Genomic DNA, 16,850 nt, shown 5'->3' with positions numbered 1-16,850 from the left:
CGGCGAACCGCCACGTCCCGCCCGGGTACGACCCCGGCGGCCACGCGGCGCCCCCGTTGCGCCACAGCGGCTGCCAGGCCGCCATCGCGTGGCCGGCGTCGTACCAGGTGTTGTCGCCGCGCCACGCCGAGGCCCAGCGGTGGGCGGCCACAAGGGACAGATTCGCGCCGGAGGTCATCGACCACGTCGGCATCCCCGGCACGTCCCCCGTCGGCCGGGCCGCCACGGCGGGATCCCCGACCGCCGGCAGGGCACCGTCGACGTTGAACGCCACCTCCCACACCGGCGCCGTCGTCTGGCCGGTCACCGACCAGGTGACGTCGCTCTGCAGCGCCGGCCCGGTCCAGCGGGGCGCCACGGTCAGCAGCCAGTCGGCGGTGACCGGCTCGTCGCCCATCCGCATGCCGACCAGGTTGATCCGGGAACCGTCGGCGGAGACGTCCACCCTTGCCGGCGGGCCCGCCCGGTCCGTGACGTCGAAGCGGCCGACCGACAGGTAGGGACCGGTGCCCCGGTGCGACGAGTCCAACGCCGGCCGGTACGCCCCCGCGCCGGCCGGGTCGACCGCCAGGGACGCGATCCGGGTGTGCGGCCAGGTGCGCACGTCGGCGCGCAGGAAACCGGTGCTCACCTGGTAGCCGCGGGCGACCACCTGGGTGGACCAGGTCAGCGGGGCGAGCCACAGCCCGCCCTGGCCCCAGCCGGCGTGGCTCAGGTACCAGTTCTCCCCGTCGACCACGACCTCGGCGGCGTGCGCGTCGAGTACGGTCACCTTCTCCGCCCCCTCGAAGCGCAGGGGGTCGCGGCTGCGGTAGACGGCGGTGCGCCGGTACGCCGCGCCGTAGTCGGTGCCGTCGCAGCAGACGAAGAGGTACCACCAGTCCCCCCGGCGCACCACGAACGGCGACTCCGTCTGACCGGCGGCCCGGCCGGTGTGCGGCGACGCGTACGCCACACCACGTCCGCTCCACGTCCGCAGGTCGGCGCTGGTGCGGTACGCGACCACGTGGTTGCCGCCCTGCGGATTCGAGGTCGCCGTGTAGTACATGACCCAGCGGTCACCGACCCGGGTCACCATCGGGTCACGCGCCTCCCAGCCGTCGCTGAACAGCGGGTTGGCGGGGCTGCGGGTCCAGGTGAACAGGTCGGTCGAGGTGGCCAGGTGCATCCGGTAGTTCGCGTAGTCGGGGCTGCCGGCCGCGTAGAACATGTAGTAGACGCCCTGGTCGTGGACGACGTGGGGCGCCCAGATCCACTGTTCGCCCCTCGACGGGTCGGCCGTCAGCGCCGGTGGCCGCTTCGTCCACGGCCCGGTGGGCGTGGGCGCCGTGGCGTGGCCGAAGCTCTTCTCGTCCTGCGGCGCGCCGGGCTCGGCGTGGGCGATGGCGAAGGCGTGCCACAGCCCGGTCCGCTGGTCGCGCACGATCGTGTGGTCGTTGTAGTACCACGCCGTCGGCTCCCCCACGCCCGGGTCGTAGACCCGCGTCAGCGGCCCCCGCGCCGGCGTCTCGGCCACCGTCTCGTACGCCGTCGTGGTGACCGCCGCCAGCGGGCCGACGCGGCGCAGGGTGAGCGTGTCCAGGCCCGCGAAGAACCCCGTCGAGGAGGCGGAGCGGCCGGTCACCGTCACCGTCAGCCGGTGGCTGCCGGCGGCGAGCGAGGCCGATCCCAGCGGTACGGCCTCGACGCGCCGCACGGTCGGGGCGTAGCCGTCGAAGAGCTGACCGACGGCCACCCCGTCGACGGCGAAGCGCAGGGTGCCGTAGTCGGCGGCGCGGGTGAGCACGGCGCCGATGTCGTACTGCCCGGCCGGCACCGGCGGCAGCGACACGGTGACCGAGTCCCCCGCCCGGGCGGCACGCAGCCAGAGTTGGCGGCCCGCCGACCAGGCGATCCCGCAGCAGTTGGCCTGCGCCTCGACCGGGGCGGTCGACGAGAGCACCGTCAGCGACTCCGCCTCGGCCCGTACGACGTCCTCGGCGGCGGCCGGCGTGGCCGGGACGGCCAGCAGGGCGGCGCCGAGCAGGAGCACCGCGAGCATCCGGGGCGCGCGCATCACGACACGCTCGGGCGGGGCAGGTCGGTGCCGGGCGCGAACTGGTCGTGCCACCTGACGCCCGGGCCGAAGCCGCCGCCGGTCGACAGCGCCACGTACGTGTCCGCACTGGTTCCCCGCGTGTACGTCACGAGGTCCGCCCTTCCGTCGCCGTTGAAGTCGCCGATGCCGGGCAGTTCGTCGCCCACCGCGAACCAGTCGTGCCACCTGCCGGCCTGCGCGCCGAAGCGCGTGCCGTCGGAGAGCGCCACGAACACGTCGCCGGTGGTCCCCCGGGTGAACGTCACCACGTCGTCACGCCCGTCGCCGTCGACGTCGCCCAGCGCCGGCAGTTGGTCGCCGAGCGCGAGCGAGTCGTGCCACTTCCAGCCGTCCTCGACGAACCGCGTCCCGTCGGAGCGGGAGACGAACACGTCGCCGGTGGCGCCCCGGGTGAACGTCACGATGTCGTCGCGCCCGTCGCCGTCGACGTCGCCCACCGCCGGCAGCTCGTCGCCGAGCGCGAAGTGGTCGTGCCACTTGACGCCGGGGCCGAAGCCGCTGCCGGTCGACAGCGCCACGTACACGTCGGCGGCGGCGCCCCGGGTGAAGGTGATGATGTCGGTGCGCCCGTCGCCGTTGACGTCGCCGACGGCGGGAATCTCCGTACCCGTGGCGAAGAAGTCGTGCCACTTGGCCCCGGCGGCGTACGTCGTGCCGGTGGAGAGCCCCACGTAGACGTCGGCGCTGTCGCCCCGGGTGAAGGTGATGACGTCGGCCCGACCGTCGCCGTCGACGTCGCCGGTGAACGGGAGCTCCTCGCCGACGGCGAAGAAGTCGTTCCACCTCCGGCCGTCCGGCACGAACCGGGTGCCGTCCGACACCGACGTGGTCACGTCGGCGGTGGCGCCCCGGGTGAACGCCACGGCGTCGTCGCGGCGGTCGCCGTTGGCGTCGCTGGTGTTGCGGGTGCGGGTGGTGGCCGACACCTCGGCCGAGGGCGCGGAGGCGTTGCCGGCGCCGTCGACCGCGACGACCCGGTAGTGGCGGGTCTGTCCGGCCGGCAGCGGGCCGTGCCGGAAGGTGGTCGTCCGGGTCGTGCCGACCAGGTTGGCGGGGGTGGTCGCGACGTTGGGATTGCGCGAGGCGTAGACCCGGTAGCCGGCGACGCCCACGTCGTCCGGCGACGCCGACCAGGACAGGCCGAGGGCGTGCACCCGACCGCCGGCCAGGCCGAGCCCGGTGACCGCGCCCGGCCCGGTGACGTCGAGGAACGGGGGAACCATGCTGTCGGCCTCGTAGCGGGCCGCCGTCCAGGCCGGTGCGCCGGCCGCCGGGGTGAGGGTGATGGTGACCGTCGCGCGGCCGGCGGTCAGCGCGGGCGGGAGGACGAACTCGTCGGCCAGCCAGCGCTGCCGGTCGTTGCCCAGCGGTTGCCGCCACACGCCGGCCGGGCGGCCGTCGACCGACACGGCGACCTGCTGGTACGCGCCGGCCTGGTCGCCGTGCCGGCGCAGCCGTACGCCCTGGTTGGCGGGGTCCACGGCGAGCCGGAAGCTGGCGGCGCCGCCGGTGGCGCGCACCTGGCCGGCGACGGGAGCGTTGTCGTCGTCGCCCTCGTACGCGGCGGTCAGCGGGTACTGGGTTCCGGAGTCGGTGTAGGCGTGCCCGGCGCGGCTGGCGGCGTCGCCGGTGACCAGCGTGTCGGTGCGGCGCAGGGCGACGGTCGGCTGGGTGTAGAGGAAGGCGGTCGAGGCGTAGTTCGCCGGCATGTCGTTGGCGGGGCCGTGCTCGATGCCGAAATGGAGCCCCGTGGCGTAGGGCACCGCGTCGCCGATCATCAGCCGGTACATGGCGTCGCACTCGTCGGCACAGCCGCCGGAGCGCAGCAGGTGGGCGGTGTTGCCGGTGAAGACGCCGCTGTACTCGCCGCGGTTGAAGTACCAACCGGACTCGTAGAAGTCCTCGGTGCCGGTGCCGTAGATCTGCGGCGTGGGCGAGCCGTCGACGTGGACGCGCTCGTCGCCCTCCAGGTAGTTGCGGGTGTTGCCGCCGATGATGTGGCCGCGGGCGGTCTGGGACACGCCGACGAACCGTCCCCGGCCGGCCTGGTCGGCGACGATCCAGTCGCCGCCCCCGACCGTCTCAGCGCGGCGGGACTGGGTGGTGAAGTAGCCGGCGGCGCCGTCGGGGGCGAGGGCACCGGTCCAGGCGGTGCCCGGCGCGGTGGTCACCTCCGCCTGGACGCCGGCGACGGGGGCGCCGGTGGTGTTGGCGACCGAGATCGTCGCGGTGGAGCGGAAGGGCATCGGCCACCAGGCGCTGTACCAGCCGCCGGGTGCGGAGTCCATGGCGAACATCAGCGAGCGTACGGAGCGCTCGCCGAGTCCGGCGCCGAAGAACTCGCCCACCGGGCTGTCGACGGTGGCGCGCCCGTCGAAGGTGATCCGCAGCCGCAGGCCCGACAGCGTCGAGGCGGTGGCCGCCGCGTCGGGCAGCCGCAGCCGCAGCGCCGTGACCGCGGCGGGGCCGGTGAGCGTGGCGAGTGTCGCCTGCCCGCCCGCCGGGACGTCGACCCGGGCGGTCCTGGTGCTCGCGCCGGGCTGGCTCGGCTTCGGGTCGCGTTGGCCGGCGGCGCGCAGCCTGTCCACCACGTCGGTGGCGGGGTCGGTGGGGTCGAACGTGGACACCCCGACCGCGTCGGCGAACGTGCGGTAGGTGACGTGGTGGAAGAGCGGGTTGGACTGGGTGGTGATCCGCATGGACTCGCGGTAGGGCATGGGGACCTTGACGGTGACCCCGCCGGAGGTCTGGTCGGCGTTGGTGACCAGCGGGAACACGAACGGGTGGCCGAGGCCACCGTCGACGAGGCGCTGGAGGCTGGTGTCGACCACCGTGACGCCGTCGAGTTCGACGCGGATCCAGCCGGTGGCGCTGACGTTGCCGTCGTCGCGGGTGAACCAGATCGACTGCACCTCGCCGGCTCCGCGGTCCTCGGCGATGACGCAGCCGCCGGCCTGGCGAAGGCACGAGTAGGTGCCGACGAAGCCGTCGTCGTTGGAGCCGTCCCGGGCGAAGCTGGAGAACTGCCGGGTCCGGCTGCCGGCGGCCAGCTCGGGCAGCCGGTCGAGGCGGCGGTAGACGTCCCAGCCGACCGGGCCCTTGTCGTCGACGACGGCGAGCGCCCCGACACCGCGCGGGACCGGGGCGGGCTCGGCGGCGTGCGCCGCCGCCGGGGGGATCATGGTCGCCAGCGCCGCGGCCAGAGCCAGCCAGCGGCGGAGGTGGGGCTTCATGGATGTCCCTCCAGGATGACCGTCGGAGCCGCGAGAAATCGATTGCTCGGGAGTTAACCGGGGGGCATCGCGAGATGTCAATACTTTACCGCCACCGCTCAGTTGCCGAAGGAAGATTCCAGGACGCATTGACAGCCGTCGGGGTCCTGGCGATACTCCTCGGCAATCGATTTCCCACCGACGGGGAGGTGTCGACGCGGCGACGCACCCGTCAGCCCGGGCGGCCCTCCTGGCGGCAGCGCGCCTCCGTGGCGGAACCGCTCGCCGCACCGCTGACACCCCTCAGAGGAGCATCGTGAGACGTACTCCCCTCGCCCTGCTGGTCGGCCTCTGCACCGCGCTGGCGTCGGTCGTGGCGACCGCGCCGGCGCAGGCCGACGCCCCGATCGGCACGCTGGCCTGTACCTCGATCCCCGCCAACCACGACCCCGCGATCAGCGTGATCGTCTACCGGGTCGCCCGCGCCCACAACGTCAACGACAAGGTCATGCTCTCCGCGTTCGAGGCCGGCTGGGTCGAGTCGCACATGAACAACCTGCCGTGCGGCGACAAGTCCTCGCTCGGGGTGTTCCAGCAACGGTGGGACTACGGCTGGGGCACGCCGGAGCAGATCATGGACCCGGTCTACGCCAGCACGCAGTACGTCACCCGCGCGATCGTCTGCGACCGCAACAACCCCCGCTACACCGCCGGCCAGGTCGCCCAGTGCGTCCAGCGCTCCGGCTTCCCCGACCGCTACGACCAGGTGGCGACGAAGGCGCGGACCCTGCTCGACGAGGCGGCACGGACCCACGCCATCGCTGGCGGATCCGCCACCGACGTCAGCGGCGACGGACGCGACGACATCGTCAGCTTCACCCAGAACGCGCTCGCCGACGTCTACGTCAGCACCTCCACGGGCGCGGGCTTCGCCGGGACCTCGGTGAAGTGGAACGACTTCTTCTCCATCGGCGGCGAGACCGCCTCGACCGGCGACGTCGACGGCGACGGACGCGACGACGTCGTCACCTTCGCGCACGGCAACACCGGCGACGTGTACGTGGCGTTGTCGAACGGCACCAGCTTCGGCGGCGGCCAGAAGTGGCACGAGTGGTTCGCCCCCGGCGCGGAGATCGGCGCGGTCGGCGACGTCAACGGCGACGGCCGCGCCGACATCGTCGCCTTCACCCACAACGCGGCCGGCGACGTCTACGTGGCGCTGTCCACCGGATCATCGTTCGCCGGCACCGCCGTGAAGTGGCACGAGTACTTCTCCATCGCCGGCGAGTACCCCGCCCTGGGCGACGTCAACGGCGACGGCCGCGACGACATCATCACCTTCACCCAGGGCCCCGCCACCGCCTCCGACGTCATCGTCGCCCTCTCCACCGGCAGCGCCTTCGGCGCGCCCCAGAAGTGGCACGACCTCTTCGCCGTCGGCGCCGAACTCCCCCGCGTCGGCGACATCAACGGCGACGGACGCGACGACATCGTCACCTTCACCTGCAACACCAACGCCGACGTCTACGCCGCCACCTCCACCGGCACCACCTTCACCGGCACCACCGTCAAATGGCACGACTTCTTCTGCCTCACCGGCGAATTCCCCTACCTCGCCGACGTCAACGGCGACGGCAAGGACGACATCGTCGTCTTCACCAAGGGCACCACCAACGACGTCCACGTCGCGCTCTCCACCGGCACCACCTTCGGCGCCAGCGCCAAGTGGCACGACTTCTTCGGCCTGAACGGCGAGACCACCCTGTGAACCGCGGACGGGAGACCACCATGAGACCCGACAGACTCTCCTGGCGCGGGGGTGCCGCCGTCGTCCTCGCGGCGGCGCTGCTGAGCCCCGTCGCGCCGGCCGCCGCCGCGCCGGCCAGGCCCGCCGGTCCGCTCGACACGGCCTTCACGCGAGCGGCCGGCGAGTTCGACGTACCCAGGGACCTGCTGGTCGCCGTCGGCTACGGCGAGACCCGGCTCGACGGACACGAGGGGCAGCCCAGCCAGGCCAACGGCTACGGCGTCATGCACCTGGTCAGCAACCCCCGCCAGCGCACGCTGGAACGGGCGGCCGCACTGACCGGGCAACCGGTGGCCGCCCTGAAGTCGGTGACCTCGGCCAACATCAGGGGCGGCGCGGCCCTCCTGCGGGACATCGCCGACGCCGAGCGGCTCACGGCCGCCGACCGGGACCGGATCTCCGCCTGGTACCCGGTGGTCGCGCGGTACGCGCACGCCGCCGACGACGCGACGGCCCGCCTGTACGCCGACCACGTCTACGACCTCCTGCGGGCCGGCATCACCGCGCCCTCCGCGCGGGTCACGCCCCAGCGGGTGCAGCCGGAACTCGGCCGGTACGCCCGCGTCGCCCCCGCCGGGGTGGCGGCACCGGGTGCCCTCGCCGCAGCAGTGCCGGAGTACGCGCCGGCCCGGTGGATCTCGGCGTACGGCGGCAACTACGCGGCGGGTCGCTCCTCGCGGATCACCACTGTCGTGGTGCACGTGACCCAGGGCTCGTACGCCGGCACGGTGAGCTGGTTCCAGAACCCGTCGGCGGGAGTGAGCGCCCACTACGTGGTGAAGTCGAGCAACGGCGAGATCACCCAGATGGTGCGCGAGGGCGACACCGCCTACCACGCGCGGTCGGCCAACCCGTACTCGGTGGGCATCGAGCACGAGGGCTTCGTCGACAACCCGAGCTGGTTCACCGAGTCCATGTACCGCTCGTCTGCCGCGCTGACCCGCTATCTCTGCGACAAGTACGGCCTGCCGAAGAACCGTACCGCGATCAAGGGGCACCACGAGCTGCCGGGCAACGACCACACCGACCCGGGTCCGCACTGGAACTGGAACCACTACATCTCCCTGGTCAACGCGGGTGGCGGGTCCGGTGGCCGGTATCTGGCGGGTTCGCCCACGGACTTCACCGGCGACGGACGCGACGACATCGTCGCCTTCACCCAGGGCACCCTCAACGACGTCTACGTCTCCACCTCCACCGGCACCAACTTCGCCGGCACCTCCAACAAATGGAACGACTTCTTCGGCCTCAACGGCGAAACCCTGCTCACCGGAGACTTCAACGGCGACAACCGCGACGACATCGTCGCCTTCACCCACGGCACCCTCGCCGACGTCCACGTCTCACTCTCCACCGGCACCGGCTTCACCACCAGCACCAAATGGCACGACTGGTTCGCCCCCCACAACGAAGTCGCCGCAGTCGGCGACGTCAACGGCGACGGCAAAGACGACATCATCACCTTCACCCACGACACCAACGCCGACGTCTACGTCGCCCTCTCCACCGGATCATCGTTCACCGGCACCGCCATGAAATGGCACGAATACTTCTCCATCGCCGGCGAACACCCCGCCCTCGGCGACGTCAACGGCGACGGCCGCGACGACATCATCACCTTCACCCAAGGCCCCGCCACCGCCTCCGACGTCATCGTCGCCCTCTCCACCGGCACCACCTTCGGCCCACCCCAAAAATGGCACGACCTCTTCGCCGTCGGCACCGAACAACCCCGCGTCGGCGACATCAACGGCGACGGCAAGGACGACATCGTCACCTTCACCTGCAACACCAACGCCGACGTCTACGCCGCCACCTCCACCGGCACGTCATTCGCCGGCACCACCGTCAAATGGCACGACTTCTTCTGCCTCGCCGGCGAATTCCCCTACCTCGCCGACGTCAACGGCGACAACAAAGACGACATCATCGTCTTCACCAAAGGCACCACCAACGACGTCTACGTAGGACTCTCCACCGGCACCACCTTCAACCCCAGCACCAAATGGCACGACTTCTTCGGCCTCAACGGCGAAACCACCCTCTGAACCGTCCCGCGTAGACAGCACGCTCCGCGCCACAGTTCGCGTCCGCCCGGCGCGGCTTCACCCGATGGAGGATCCATGGACAACACCCCTGCCGCCCGCCGGCCCGTCAGCCGCCGCCGGCTCCTGACCGGCGCCGCGGGAGTCGCCGCCGCCGGCACGTTCGCCGGCGCCCTCGCCGCACCGCTGCCCGCGTCCGCGGCCCGCGACGGCCACGGCCTGCGCATCGTCGACCGCAACGAGAACGGTGGCCGCCTTCAGTACTACCGGTTCGCCACCGACGCCATCGAGTGGGACCCGGCGGTCAACGTCCTGCTGCCCGACGGCTACCACACCAGCGGCAAGCGTTACCCGGTGCTGTACCTGCTGCACGGCGGGGCGGCCGACTTCCGGACCTTCCACATGCAGGACAACATCATCAACCTGACCGCCGGCAGGGAGATCATCGTCGTCATGCCGGACGCCTCCACCGGCTGGTACTCGAACCCGGTCCACAGCAACACCGGTCCCCGCAACTGGGAGACCTTCCACATCGCGCAGCTGCTGCCCTGGATCGAGTCGAACTTCCGCACCTTCCCGGAGTACAACGGTCGCGCCGTCGCCGGCTTCTCGATGGGCGGGTTCGGCGCCCTGAAGTACACCGCGAAGTACTACGGCCACTTCTGCTCGGTCAGTTCCCACTCCGGGCCGGCCAGCCTGCGCCGCGACTTCGGCCTCGTCGTGCACTGGGCCAACACCACCTCGGCCGCGATGGACCTCGGCGGCGGCACCGTCTACGGCGCGCCGCTGTGGGACGAGGCGCGGGTCACCGCGGACAACCCGGTCCAGCGCATCGAGAGCTACCGCAACAAGCGCATCTTCCTGGTCGCCGGCACCTCGCCCGACCCGATCAACTGGTTCGACTACGTCAACGAGACGCAGGTGCTGGCCGGTCAGCGCGAATTCCGGGCGGCCCTGGGTCGGGCCGGCATCCCGCACGAGTGGCGTGAGCTCCCCGGCGGCCACTTCTTCCGGCACGACATCTTCGTCCAGGACCTCAACGGGATGCTCGGCCGCCTGCGCCGCGCCGGCTGAGCCTCGTCGACGACGCGCCGCCACCGCAGACATCCGTCGCGGCCCGGCGGCGCGTCGTCGACGGCGCCCCACTGCGGCCCGACCGTCCCGCCCGCCGGGTGGCATCCGCCACGCCGACCGGCGTGCCCGCTCCCCCGACCCCATCCGAGCCTTCCCTGACGGGAGTCACCCCATGTCACGGCCTCCGAGGACCGGGGCGCGTCGCGTCCTGGCCGCCCTGCTCACCCTGGCGGTGGGCGTCCTGACCGGCGCGGTGGCGACATCGTCCCCCGCGCTCGCCGCGCCGAACTTCAAGGCCCCGTTCCCGTGCGGGCAGCGGTGGACCTACGACCACCACAGCGCCGAGGTCCGGCAGGCCCTGGACTTCGTGCGGGCCGACGGGGGCGCCACCGCGGGCACGCCGCAGGTCGCCTCCGCGGCGGGCGTCGCCCGGCGGTACTCGCAGCCCAGCGGCGCCGGCAACTACATCGTCATCGACCACGGCGGCGGTTGGACCACCTACTACTTCCACCTCAGCACCTACTCCGTGCCGGACGGGGCGTACGTGCAGCAGGGCCAGCAGATCGGCACCACGGGCAGCACCGGCAACTCGTCGGGGCCGCACATCCACTACGAACAGCTCTACAACGGCGTGGGGCAGACGATCGTGATCAACGGAACGTCGCTGGCGCCCTACCCCGGCCAGTACCACCAGAAGTACCTGGTCAGCGACAACTGCGGTACGTCGCCGACGGGTGGCCGGTATCTGGCGGGTTCGCCCACGGACTTCACCGGCGACGGCCGCGACGACATCGTCACCTTCACCCAGGGCACCCTCAACGACGTCTACGTCTCCACCTCCACCGGCACCAACTTCGCCGGCACCTCCAACAAATGGAACGACTTCTTCGGCCTCAACGGCGAAACCCTGCTCACCGGAGACTTCAACGGCGACAACCGCGACGACATCGTCGCCTTCACCCACGGCACCCTCGCCGACGTCCACGTCTCACTCTCCACCGGCACCACCTTCAGCCCCAGCACCAAATGGCACGACTGGTTCGCCCCCCACAACGAAGTCGCCGCAGTCGGCGACGTCAACGGCGACGGCAAAGACGACATCATCACCTTCACCCACGACACCAACGCCGACGTCTACGTCGCCCTCTCCACCGGATCATCGTTCACCGGCACCGCCATGAAATGGCACGAATACTTCTCCATCGCCGGCGAACACCCCGCCCTCGGCGACGTCAACGGCGACGGCAAAGACGACATCATCACCTTCACCCAAGGCCCCGCCACCGCCTCCGACGTCATCGTCGCCCTCTCCACCGGCACCACCTTCGGCCCACCCCAAAAATGGCACGACCTCTTCGCCGTCGGCACCGAACAACCCCGCGTCGGCGACATCAACGGCGACGGACGCGACGACATCGTCACCTTCACCTGCAACACCAACGCCGACGTCTACGCCGCCACCTCCACCGGCACCACCTTCACCGGCACCACCGTCAAATGGCACGACTTCTTCTGCCTCACCGGCGAATTCCCCTACCTCGCCGACGTCAACGGCGACAACAAAGACGACATCATCGTCTTCACCAAAGGCACCACCAACGACGTCTACGTAGGACTCTCCACCGGCACCACCTTCAACCCCAGCACCAAATGGCACGACTTCTTCGGCCTCAACGGCGAAACCACCCTGTGAGGGTGGCTCGAATTCCTACGTAGCGGGTCCGGGGCAGGAGGCGCCGAGTCTCGGACGACCGTGAATCGGCGGTGGTGCGCGGACTGAACGAGGCGAGGGCCTCCCGAGGCGACGTCGCCTCGGGAGGCCCCGCGCTGCGGATCAGATGCCGCACGAGACCCTGGCACCCCCACCGGAGAGCAGGTCGCTTCGGGACCAGCCCGACACGCCGGTCGCGCGGTTGTGCAGGTAGGTCCAGCGGGCGCCGTCGTGCCCGGTCCGCCAGCAGCGGAACGTCGCGGTCTGGCCGGGCTGACCCTGGCCGCGCGAGGTGCAGTCGGAGCCGGGCCCGGTGCGGATGTTGATGCCGGTCCCGGCGAACGTGCCGTTGACCTGCGGCTCGAAGCTGGCGATCCCCTGCGGGCAGGACGCTTGGGCCGGAGCGGCCACCGCCAGCACGGCGGCGCTGCCCAGCATGACGGCGGCGATCGAGATGCGTGCGAGTCTCATGCGGATCTCCCTTGACGACGTGACGGAACGGTCAGCTCCGCCGGTGGATGCGGGATCAGAAGTGGGGATCGAGACCGCTACCCCAGGTGTACGAACCGGTGGCGGACAGCTGGAAGTCACATTGGATGTGGTACGACCAGCCGCCGTCCTCCTCCGTGAGATAGCTGTGGTGCCGGTAGGTTCCGACGCTGGGAACGCCGGGCCAGAGCTGGTCCGTCCAGGTGTACGTGCCGGGCAGGATGCGGCCGGTGTAGGTCTGGCACGGTGCCGATGTGGGGAACGTCCACCAGCCGTAGGTGCCGTCCCGCAACGTGATCTCGCGGCTGACCGATGCGATCGGCATCCCGCTGTTCGGCCTGGCTTCCAGGCGTTGGTTCTTCTGGTTGTAGGCCACGTCGGCGGCCTGCGCCGTGCCGGACACGACCGGCAGCATGGCGAGGGCCAGGACCACGGCGGTGACCCGGCAAAGTTTCCTTGCCCACAAGCGCATGATTTCCCTTCTCAGTGCTGTCGCTTCGGATGAGCCGACTACCTGAGACGAGACTGCCCGCCGCATCCACTCATGTCGCTGTGGCTGGGCGCACAGGTGTTTAGTCTCCGTGCACGGTGCGGAACCGCTGGCGGAACTCGGTGGGCGATCGGCCGTAACGGGCGCGGAACGCCTGACTGAAGTGCGCGGCGCTGGTGAAACCCCACCGGGCGGCGATCGCGTTGATCGTACGGGCGGCGAGCCGGGGTTCGGCGAGGTCGCGTCGGCACCGTTCGAGGCGCTGTTCGCGGATCCAGCCGGCGACGGTGTGCTCCTCCCGCTGGAACAGCTTGTGCAGGTAGCGCACGGAGATGTGGTGCGCTGCGGCGATCATGTCCGGGGTCAGGTCCGGGTCGCCGAGATGGTCCTGGATGAAGGCGCGGATGCGGGCGGTCAGCGCCCGCCGGCACGTGTCCGCGGGGACGATCCTCCGGGTGTCCAGCGCGTCGGCCAACGCCGCGATCAGCACGTCGAGCGTCAGGGTGGCCAGCCGCGCGGTCTCGGCCGGGGTCAGCTCGTCCATCTGGTCGGCGAGCTGTAGCAGGAAACGCGACGACAGCGCGCCGACGCCGCGGGCGCCGGGAATGCGGACGGCGCTCAGTTCACGCAGTTCCCGGGGAGGAAACGGCAGCAGCGCCCGTGGGAAACGCAAGAGCAGCATCCGGCTCGTCGAATCGTCCGGCCGGAGTTCGGCCACGTACGGACGCGAGGTGTCGTAGAGCACGAGATCTCCGGCGCCGAAATCGGCGCGTCTGCCGTCCTGCGTCAGCGTGCCGCTGCCACTGACCATGCAGCTCACCTTGAACACTTCCGGGTCGGCCTGCCGGATCAGCCGGGGCGTGCGGCGCACCGAGTGCGCCATCGTCGTCATCAGGGTCGCCTGCACCGGGCCGAACTCACTGATGCCGACCCGCGCCTCGAAGCCGGTCTCCGCCTGCCGTTGCCGGGCCAGCTCGTACGGCACCCAGAGCTTCGCGCTGACCTCGCGCCAGAAGGCGAACCGGTCACCCGGCGAGACGTCGGCAGTGCTGACAACGTCCATCGACCAACCATAGTGACCGACACGGCCGAGCCCATCCGATGAACCGCCCAGCGGCCACCCCGTACTCGCCGAAGGAACCCCGGCCGGACGCGCAGCCCCGCCCCGGACGCGGGCGGTCGGGGCGGCGGACGGCGTGGTCAGCGGGCCCGTCGGTTGGCGCGCAGCGCGCCCAGGAGCACGCCGGGGGTGGCCAGCGAGCTCGGGTGCGCAAGCATGGAGACGACCTCGTTGAAGCGCCGGGCGGTCGGCACGTCGGTGACGGTCGCCGTGACGATCTGCCTGCTGGCCCAACTGGAGAGCCGGTAGCCGCGCGGGTAGGGCCCGTCGACGTGCGGCAGCGCCAGGTCGGCGGAGGTCGACATCGACCAGGCGACGTCGACCACGACCTTCTGCAGGGCGAAGAACCGGCGCGCGGGCGCGCCCAGGTCCGGGCCCGACCGCAGGTACGCCGACAGGCAGGCCGCGTGCAGCGCCGCCGCCGTCATCCCCTGCCCGTACACCGGATTGAACGACGCGACCGCGTCGCCGACGCTGACGAGCCCGGCCGGCAGGCGCCTCAGCCCGTGGAAGTCGCGTCGCCGGCTGTCGGCGTGGCGGTAGGTCTGCACCTCGCCGAGCATCTCGTTCGCGGCGACCTCGCCGAACTCCGGCGGGAACTGCTCCCGCAGCCGGCGGACGAAGTCGTCCGCCGTGCGCCCCGGGCGGTTGGCGCCGTAGCCGGCCATCATGGCCATCCACCGGCCGTCCTCCACGGCGAAGAACGCGGCGCCGGCCACGTCCGACGACATCCTCGCGGTGTGCAGTGCCAGGACGACCGTGGCCTCCGGTTCCGCCTCCGGACGCCGGAACAGCGCGGTCGCGTAGTTGAGGTCCACGGTCATCCGCCGCAGCGCGGGCCGGTCCCAGCCGGCCTGCTCCAACCACTCGGAGAGCCTGCTCGAACGTCCCATCGCGTCCACCACGAGGTCACCCGACTCGACGCCCGTCGCCCCGCCGGTCTCGCAGTGGACGCCGGTGACCACGCCGCCGTCGCACACCAGACCCGTGGCGCGGGCGGTGACCGTCTTGACGTTGGGCAGCCGCAGCACCTGCTCGCGGATCAGCCCCTCCAGGAGGGGCCGGGTACCCGCCAGGCTGTCGGCGTCGTCGGGTACGACGACCTTCAGCCGGCCGTCGAGGTAGTTCCGCCTGGCCGCCGGTGGCGCCTCGATCGCCCCCTGGGCCACGGCCCGTTCGCGGAATCCTGGAAACAGGCGTTCGAGCTGGAGGAAGCCGCCGGGCAGCAGCGCGTGCAGCTGCGATCCCTGTGGCACGCCCGGCCGACCGCCGGTCACGTGTGGATCGTCGCGGTCGACGATGACGACGCTCTCCGCGTAGTCGGACAACACGCGGGCCGCCAGCAACCCGGCGACGCTGCCGCCGACCACGACGGCCCTGCCGATGACCGGCGACGGCTGGTCGGGTGGCCGCACCGCGTTCAGCGCGGCGAGGACCCGGGCCGGGGACAAGGACATCGTGCTCTCCAAGGGGTACGAGGTGGGGGCCTTCCCGCATGCCTGCCAGAGATCGGTGTGTGGGTGGACCGGCGGGGCGGACCGGACGGCACGACGTCCGACGATCGTCGCACAGACATCGGCCACCTTCGAGCAGGTTCGCGGGTGTCCGGGCGGGTCAGCCGCCCGTCCGCGCCAGGATCTCCGCAGCCGCCCGCTCGCCGGCCTCGATCGCCCCGTCCAGGTAACCCGCCCACCGGGTGGCGGTCTCCGTGCCGGCCCAGTGCACCCGTCCCACCGGCTGGCGCAGCTCCGGGCCGTAGCCGCACCAGGAGCCGGGGGTCGGCGCCCCGCAGAAGCAACCGCGCGTCCACTCGTCCGCCGACCAGTCGTACTCGACGAACTCCTCGGGCCGCCGGGCGGCCGGGCCGGCGACGGCGGCGAGGGCGTCGAGCAGGCGCGCCCTGCGGTCCCGCGGCGGCATCCGGCGCAGCGCGTTCGCCTCCGGGCCGTAGCTGAACGCGGTGAGCACCCCGCGCGGGGAGGCCGGGGTGCTGTTGTCCACCGTCTCGGTCACCGGCCCGGCGAGGCAGAACGCGACGCCGGAACGGCCGTCGGCGCGCCAGAACGGTTCCGGGTAGACCGCGTGCACCTTGATCGCCGAGCCCATCGGCATCCGCTGGGTGAGCGCGTCGCGCAGGGGCGGTAGCGGTGGGTCGTACCGGATGCGCCCGGCCAGCGTCGGCGGCACGGCGACCACCACCGCGTCCGCCTCGACGCGGTCGGTGTCGGTGTGCACGACCACCCCGGCACGGTCCTGCGCGATGGCCCGCACGGGCGCGGACAGCCGCACCGCGTCCGGGCCGAGGGCGGCGGCCAGCGCCTCGGCCAGCACCGGCGGTCCGCCGACGATCCGGTCCTGCTGCGCGCCGCCGACCATCGCGAGCAGCGCCCGGCTGCCGCCGCCGGAGCGCAGGTAGAACGCCAGTTGGAGCACGGAGATCTCGTCCGGGCCGGCGGCCAGCAGCCCGCCCGCGAGCAGCCGCCCGAGGTACCGGGCGGTGGCCGGGTCCGGCGCGGCCGTGCGCAGCCAGCCGGCCAGCGTCGTACGGTCCCACTCGGTGGCCTCGGCCCCCGCCCACGGCGCGACCGGGTCGACCCGTTCGGCGTACGCGTCGAGCAGATCGAGGACCCGCGCGGCGGCCTCGGGGGCACCGGCGTGCCGGCCGTCGGGGAGGATCACCGGCGACGCGCCGTGCGCGGCGGACGGGAAGGTGGCGATCCCGTAGCGGGCGAGGAGCCCGTTGACCCGGTCCTGGGTGGGGCCGACCCACTGGGCGCCCAGGTCGAGCTGGGTGCCGTCGGCCA

The 16,850-nt window shown here is 71.9% G+C and carries 11 protein-coding genes; 4 read left to right on the top strand and 7 right to left on the bottom strand.

Annotated features, from left to right (window positions below; all coding sequences use genetic code 11):
* Both F6X68_RS19805 and F6X68_RS19800 read right to left on the bottom strand, forming a co-directional pair.
* A partial coding sequence (locus tag F6X68_RS19805) for a family 43 glycosylhydrolase (protein WP_151455695.1) occupies window positions 1-2,056 on the bottom strand: 2,056 nt, incomplete at its 3' end.
* On the bottom strand, window positions 2,056-5,331 hold the full coding sequence (locus F6X68_RS19800; RefSeq protein ID WP_151455694.1) for a DUF2961 domain-containing protein: 3,276 nt from the start codon (window positions 5,329-5,331) through the stop codon (window positions 2,056-2,058). The genes F6X68_RS19800 and F6X68_RS19805, both read right to left, overlap by 1 nt.
* A 295-nt stretch (window positions 5,332-5,626) precedes the next feature.
* Between F6X68_RS19800 and F6X68_RS19795 the strand changes: the two genes are divergently transcribed.
* The 4 genes from F6X68_RS19795 to F6X68_RS19780 all read left to right on the top strand — a co-directional run bounded on the left by F6X68_RS19795 (window position 5,627) and on the right by F6X68_RS19780 (window position 11,929).
* Complete coding sequence (locus F6X68_RS19795) at window positions 5,627-7,078, top strand: VCBS repeat-containing protein (RefSeq protein WP_151455693.1); 1,452 nt, start codon at window positions 5,627-5,629, stop codon at window positions 7,076-7,078.
* Between the two features lie 20 nt (window positions 7,079-7,098).
* The gene (locus tag F6X68_RS19790) at window positions 7,099-9,165 is read left to right on the top strand and encodes an N-acetylmuramoyl-L-alanine amidase (RefSeq protein WP_151455692.1); all 2,067 of its coding nucleotides are present in this window, start codon (window positions 7,099-7,101) and stop codon (window positions 9,163-9,165) included.
* Window positions 9,166-9,240: 75 nt separating this feature from the next.
* Window positions 9,241-10,236 carry an alpha/beta hydrolase family protein gene (locus F6X68_RS19785; protein ID WP_151455691.1) on the top strand — a complete coding sequence of 332 codons (996 nt, stop codon included), beginning with the start codon at window positions 9,241-9,243 and terminating at the stop codon, window positions 10,234-10,236.
* A gap of 172 nt (window positions 10,237-10,408) precedes the next feature.
* Window positions 10,409-11,929, top strand: a complete 1,521-nt coding sequence (locus F6X68_RS19780; protein WP_151455690.1) for a VCBS repeat domain-containing M23 family metallopeptidase — start codon at window positions 10,409-10,411, stop codon at window positions 11,927-11,929.
* Window positions 11,930-12,070: 141 nt separating this feature from the next.
* Here the strand turns inward: F6X68_RS19780 and F6X68_RS19775 are convergent, their stop codons facing one another.
* From F6X68_RS19775 to F6X68_RS19755, 5 genes are all read right to left on the bottom strand, one after another.
* Entirely contained in the window at window positions 12,071-12,418 is a 348-nt protein-coding gene (locus F6X68_RS19775) for a hypothetical protein (RefSeq protein ID WP_151455689.1), read from the bottom strand.
* A gap of 55 nt (window positions 12,419-12,473) precedes the next feature.
* Entirely contained in the window at window positions 12,474-12,908 is a 435-nt protein-coding gene (locus F6X68_RS19770) for a hypothetical protein (RefSeq protein ID WP_151455688.1), read from the bottom strand.
* 100 nt (window positions 12,909-13,008) lie between these two features.
* Window positions 13,009-13,989 (bottom strand): helix-turn-helix domain-containing protein, encoded by a 981-nt coding sequence (locus F6X68_RS19765; RefSeq protein WP_151455687.1) that lies wholly within the window; start codon window positions 13,987-13,989, stop codon window positions 13,009-13,011.
* Between the two features lie 137 nt (window positions 13,990-14,126).
* Window positions 14,127-15,503 (bottom strand): NAD(P)/FAD-dependent oxidoreductase, encoded by a 1,377-nt coding sequence (locus tag F6X68_RS19760; protein ID WP_192581463.1) that lies wholly within the window; start codon window positions 15,501-15,503, stop codon window positions 14,127-14,129.
* Between the two features lie 157 nt (window positions 15,504-15,660).
* On the bottom strand, window positions 15,661-16,850 hold a 1,190-nt coding region (locus F6X68_RS19755), incomplete at its 5' end, for an FAD-dependent oxidoreductase (protein WP_151455686.1).

Origin of the sequence: Micromonospora sp. AMSO12t (genome assembly GCF_008806585.1) — a bacterium.
In the GTDB taxonomy this organism is placed as follows: Bacteria; Actinomycetota; Actinomycetes; order Mycobacteriales; family Micromonosporaceae; genus Micromonospora; species Micromonospora reichwaldensis.
This window is presented reverse-complemented; position numbering and strand designations above follow the sequence as displayed.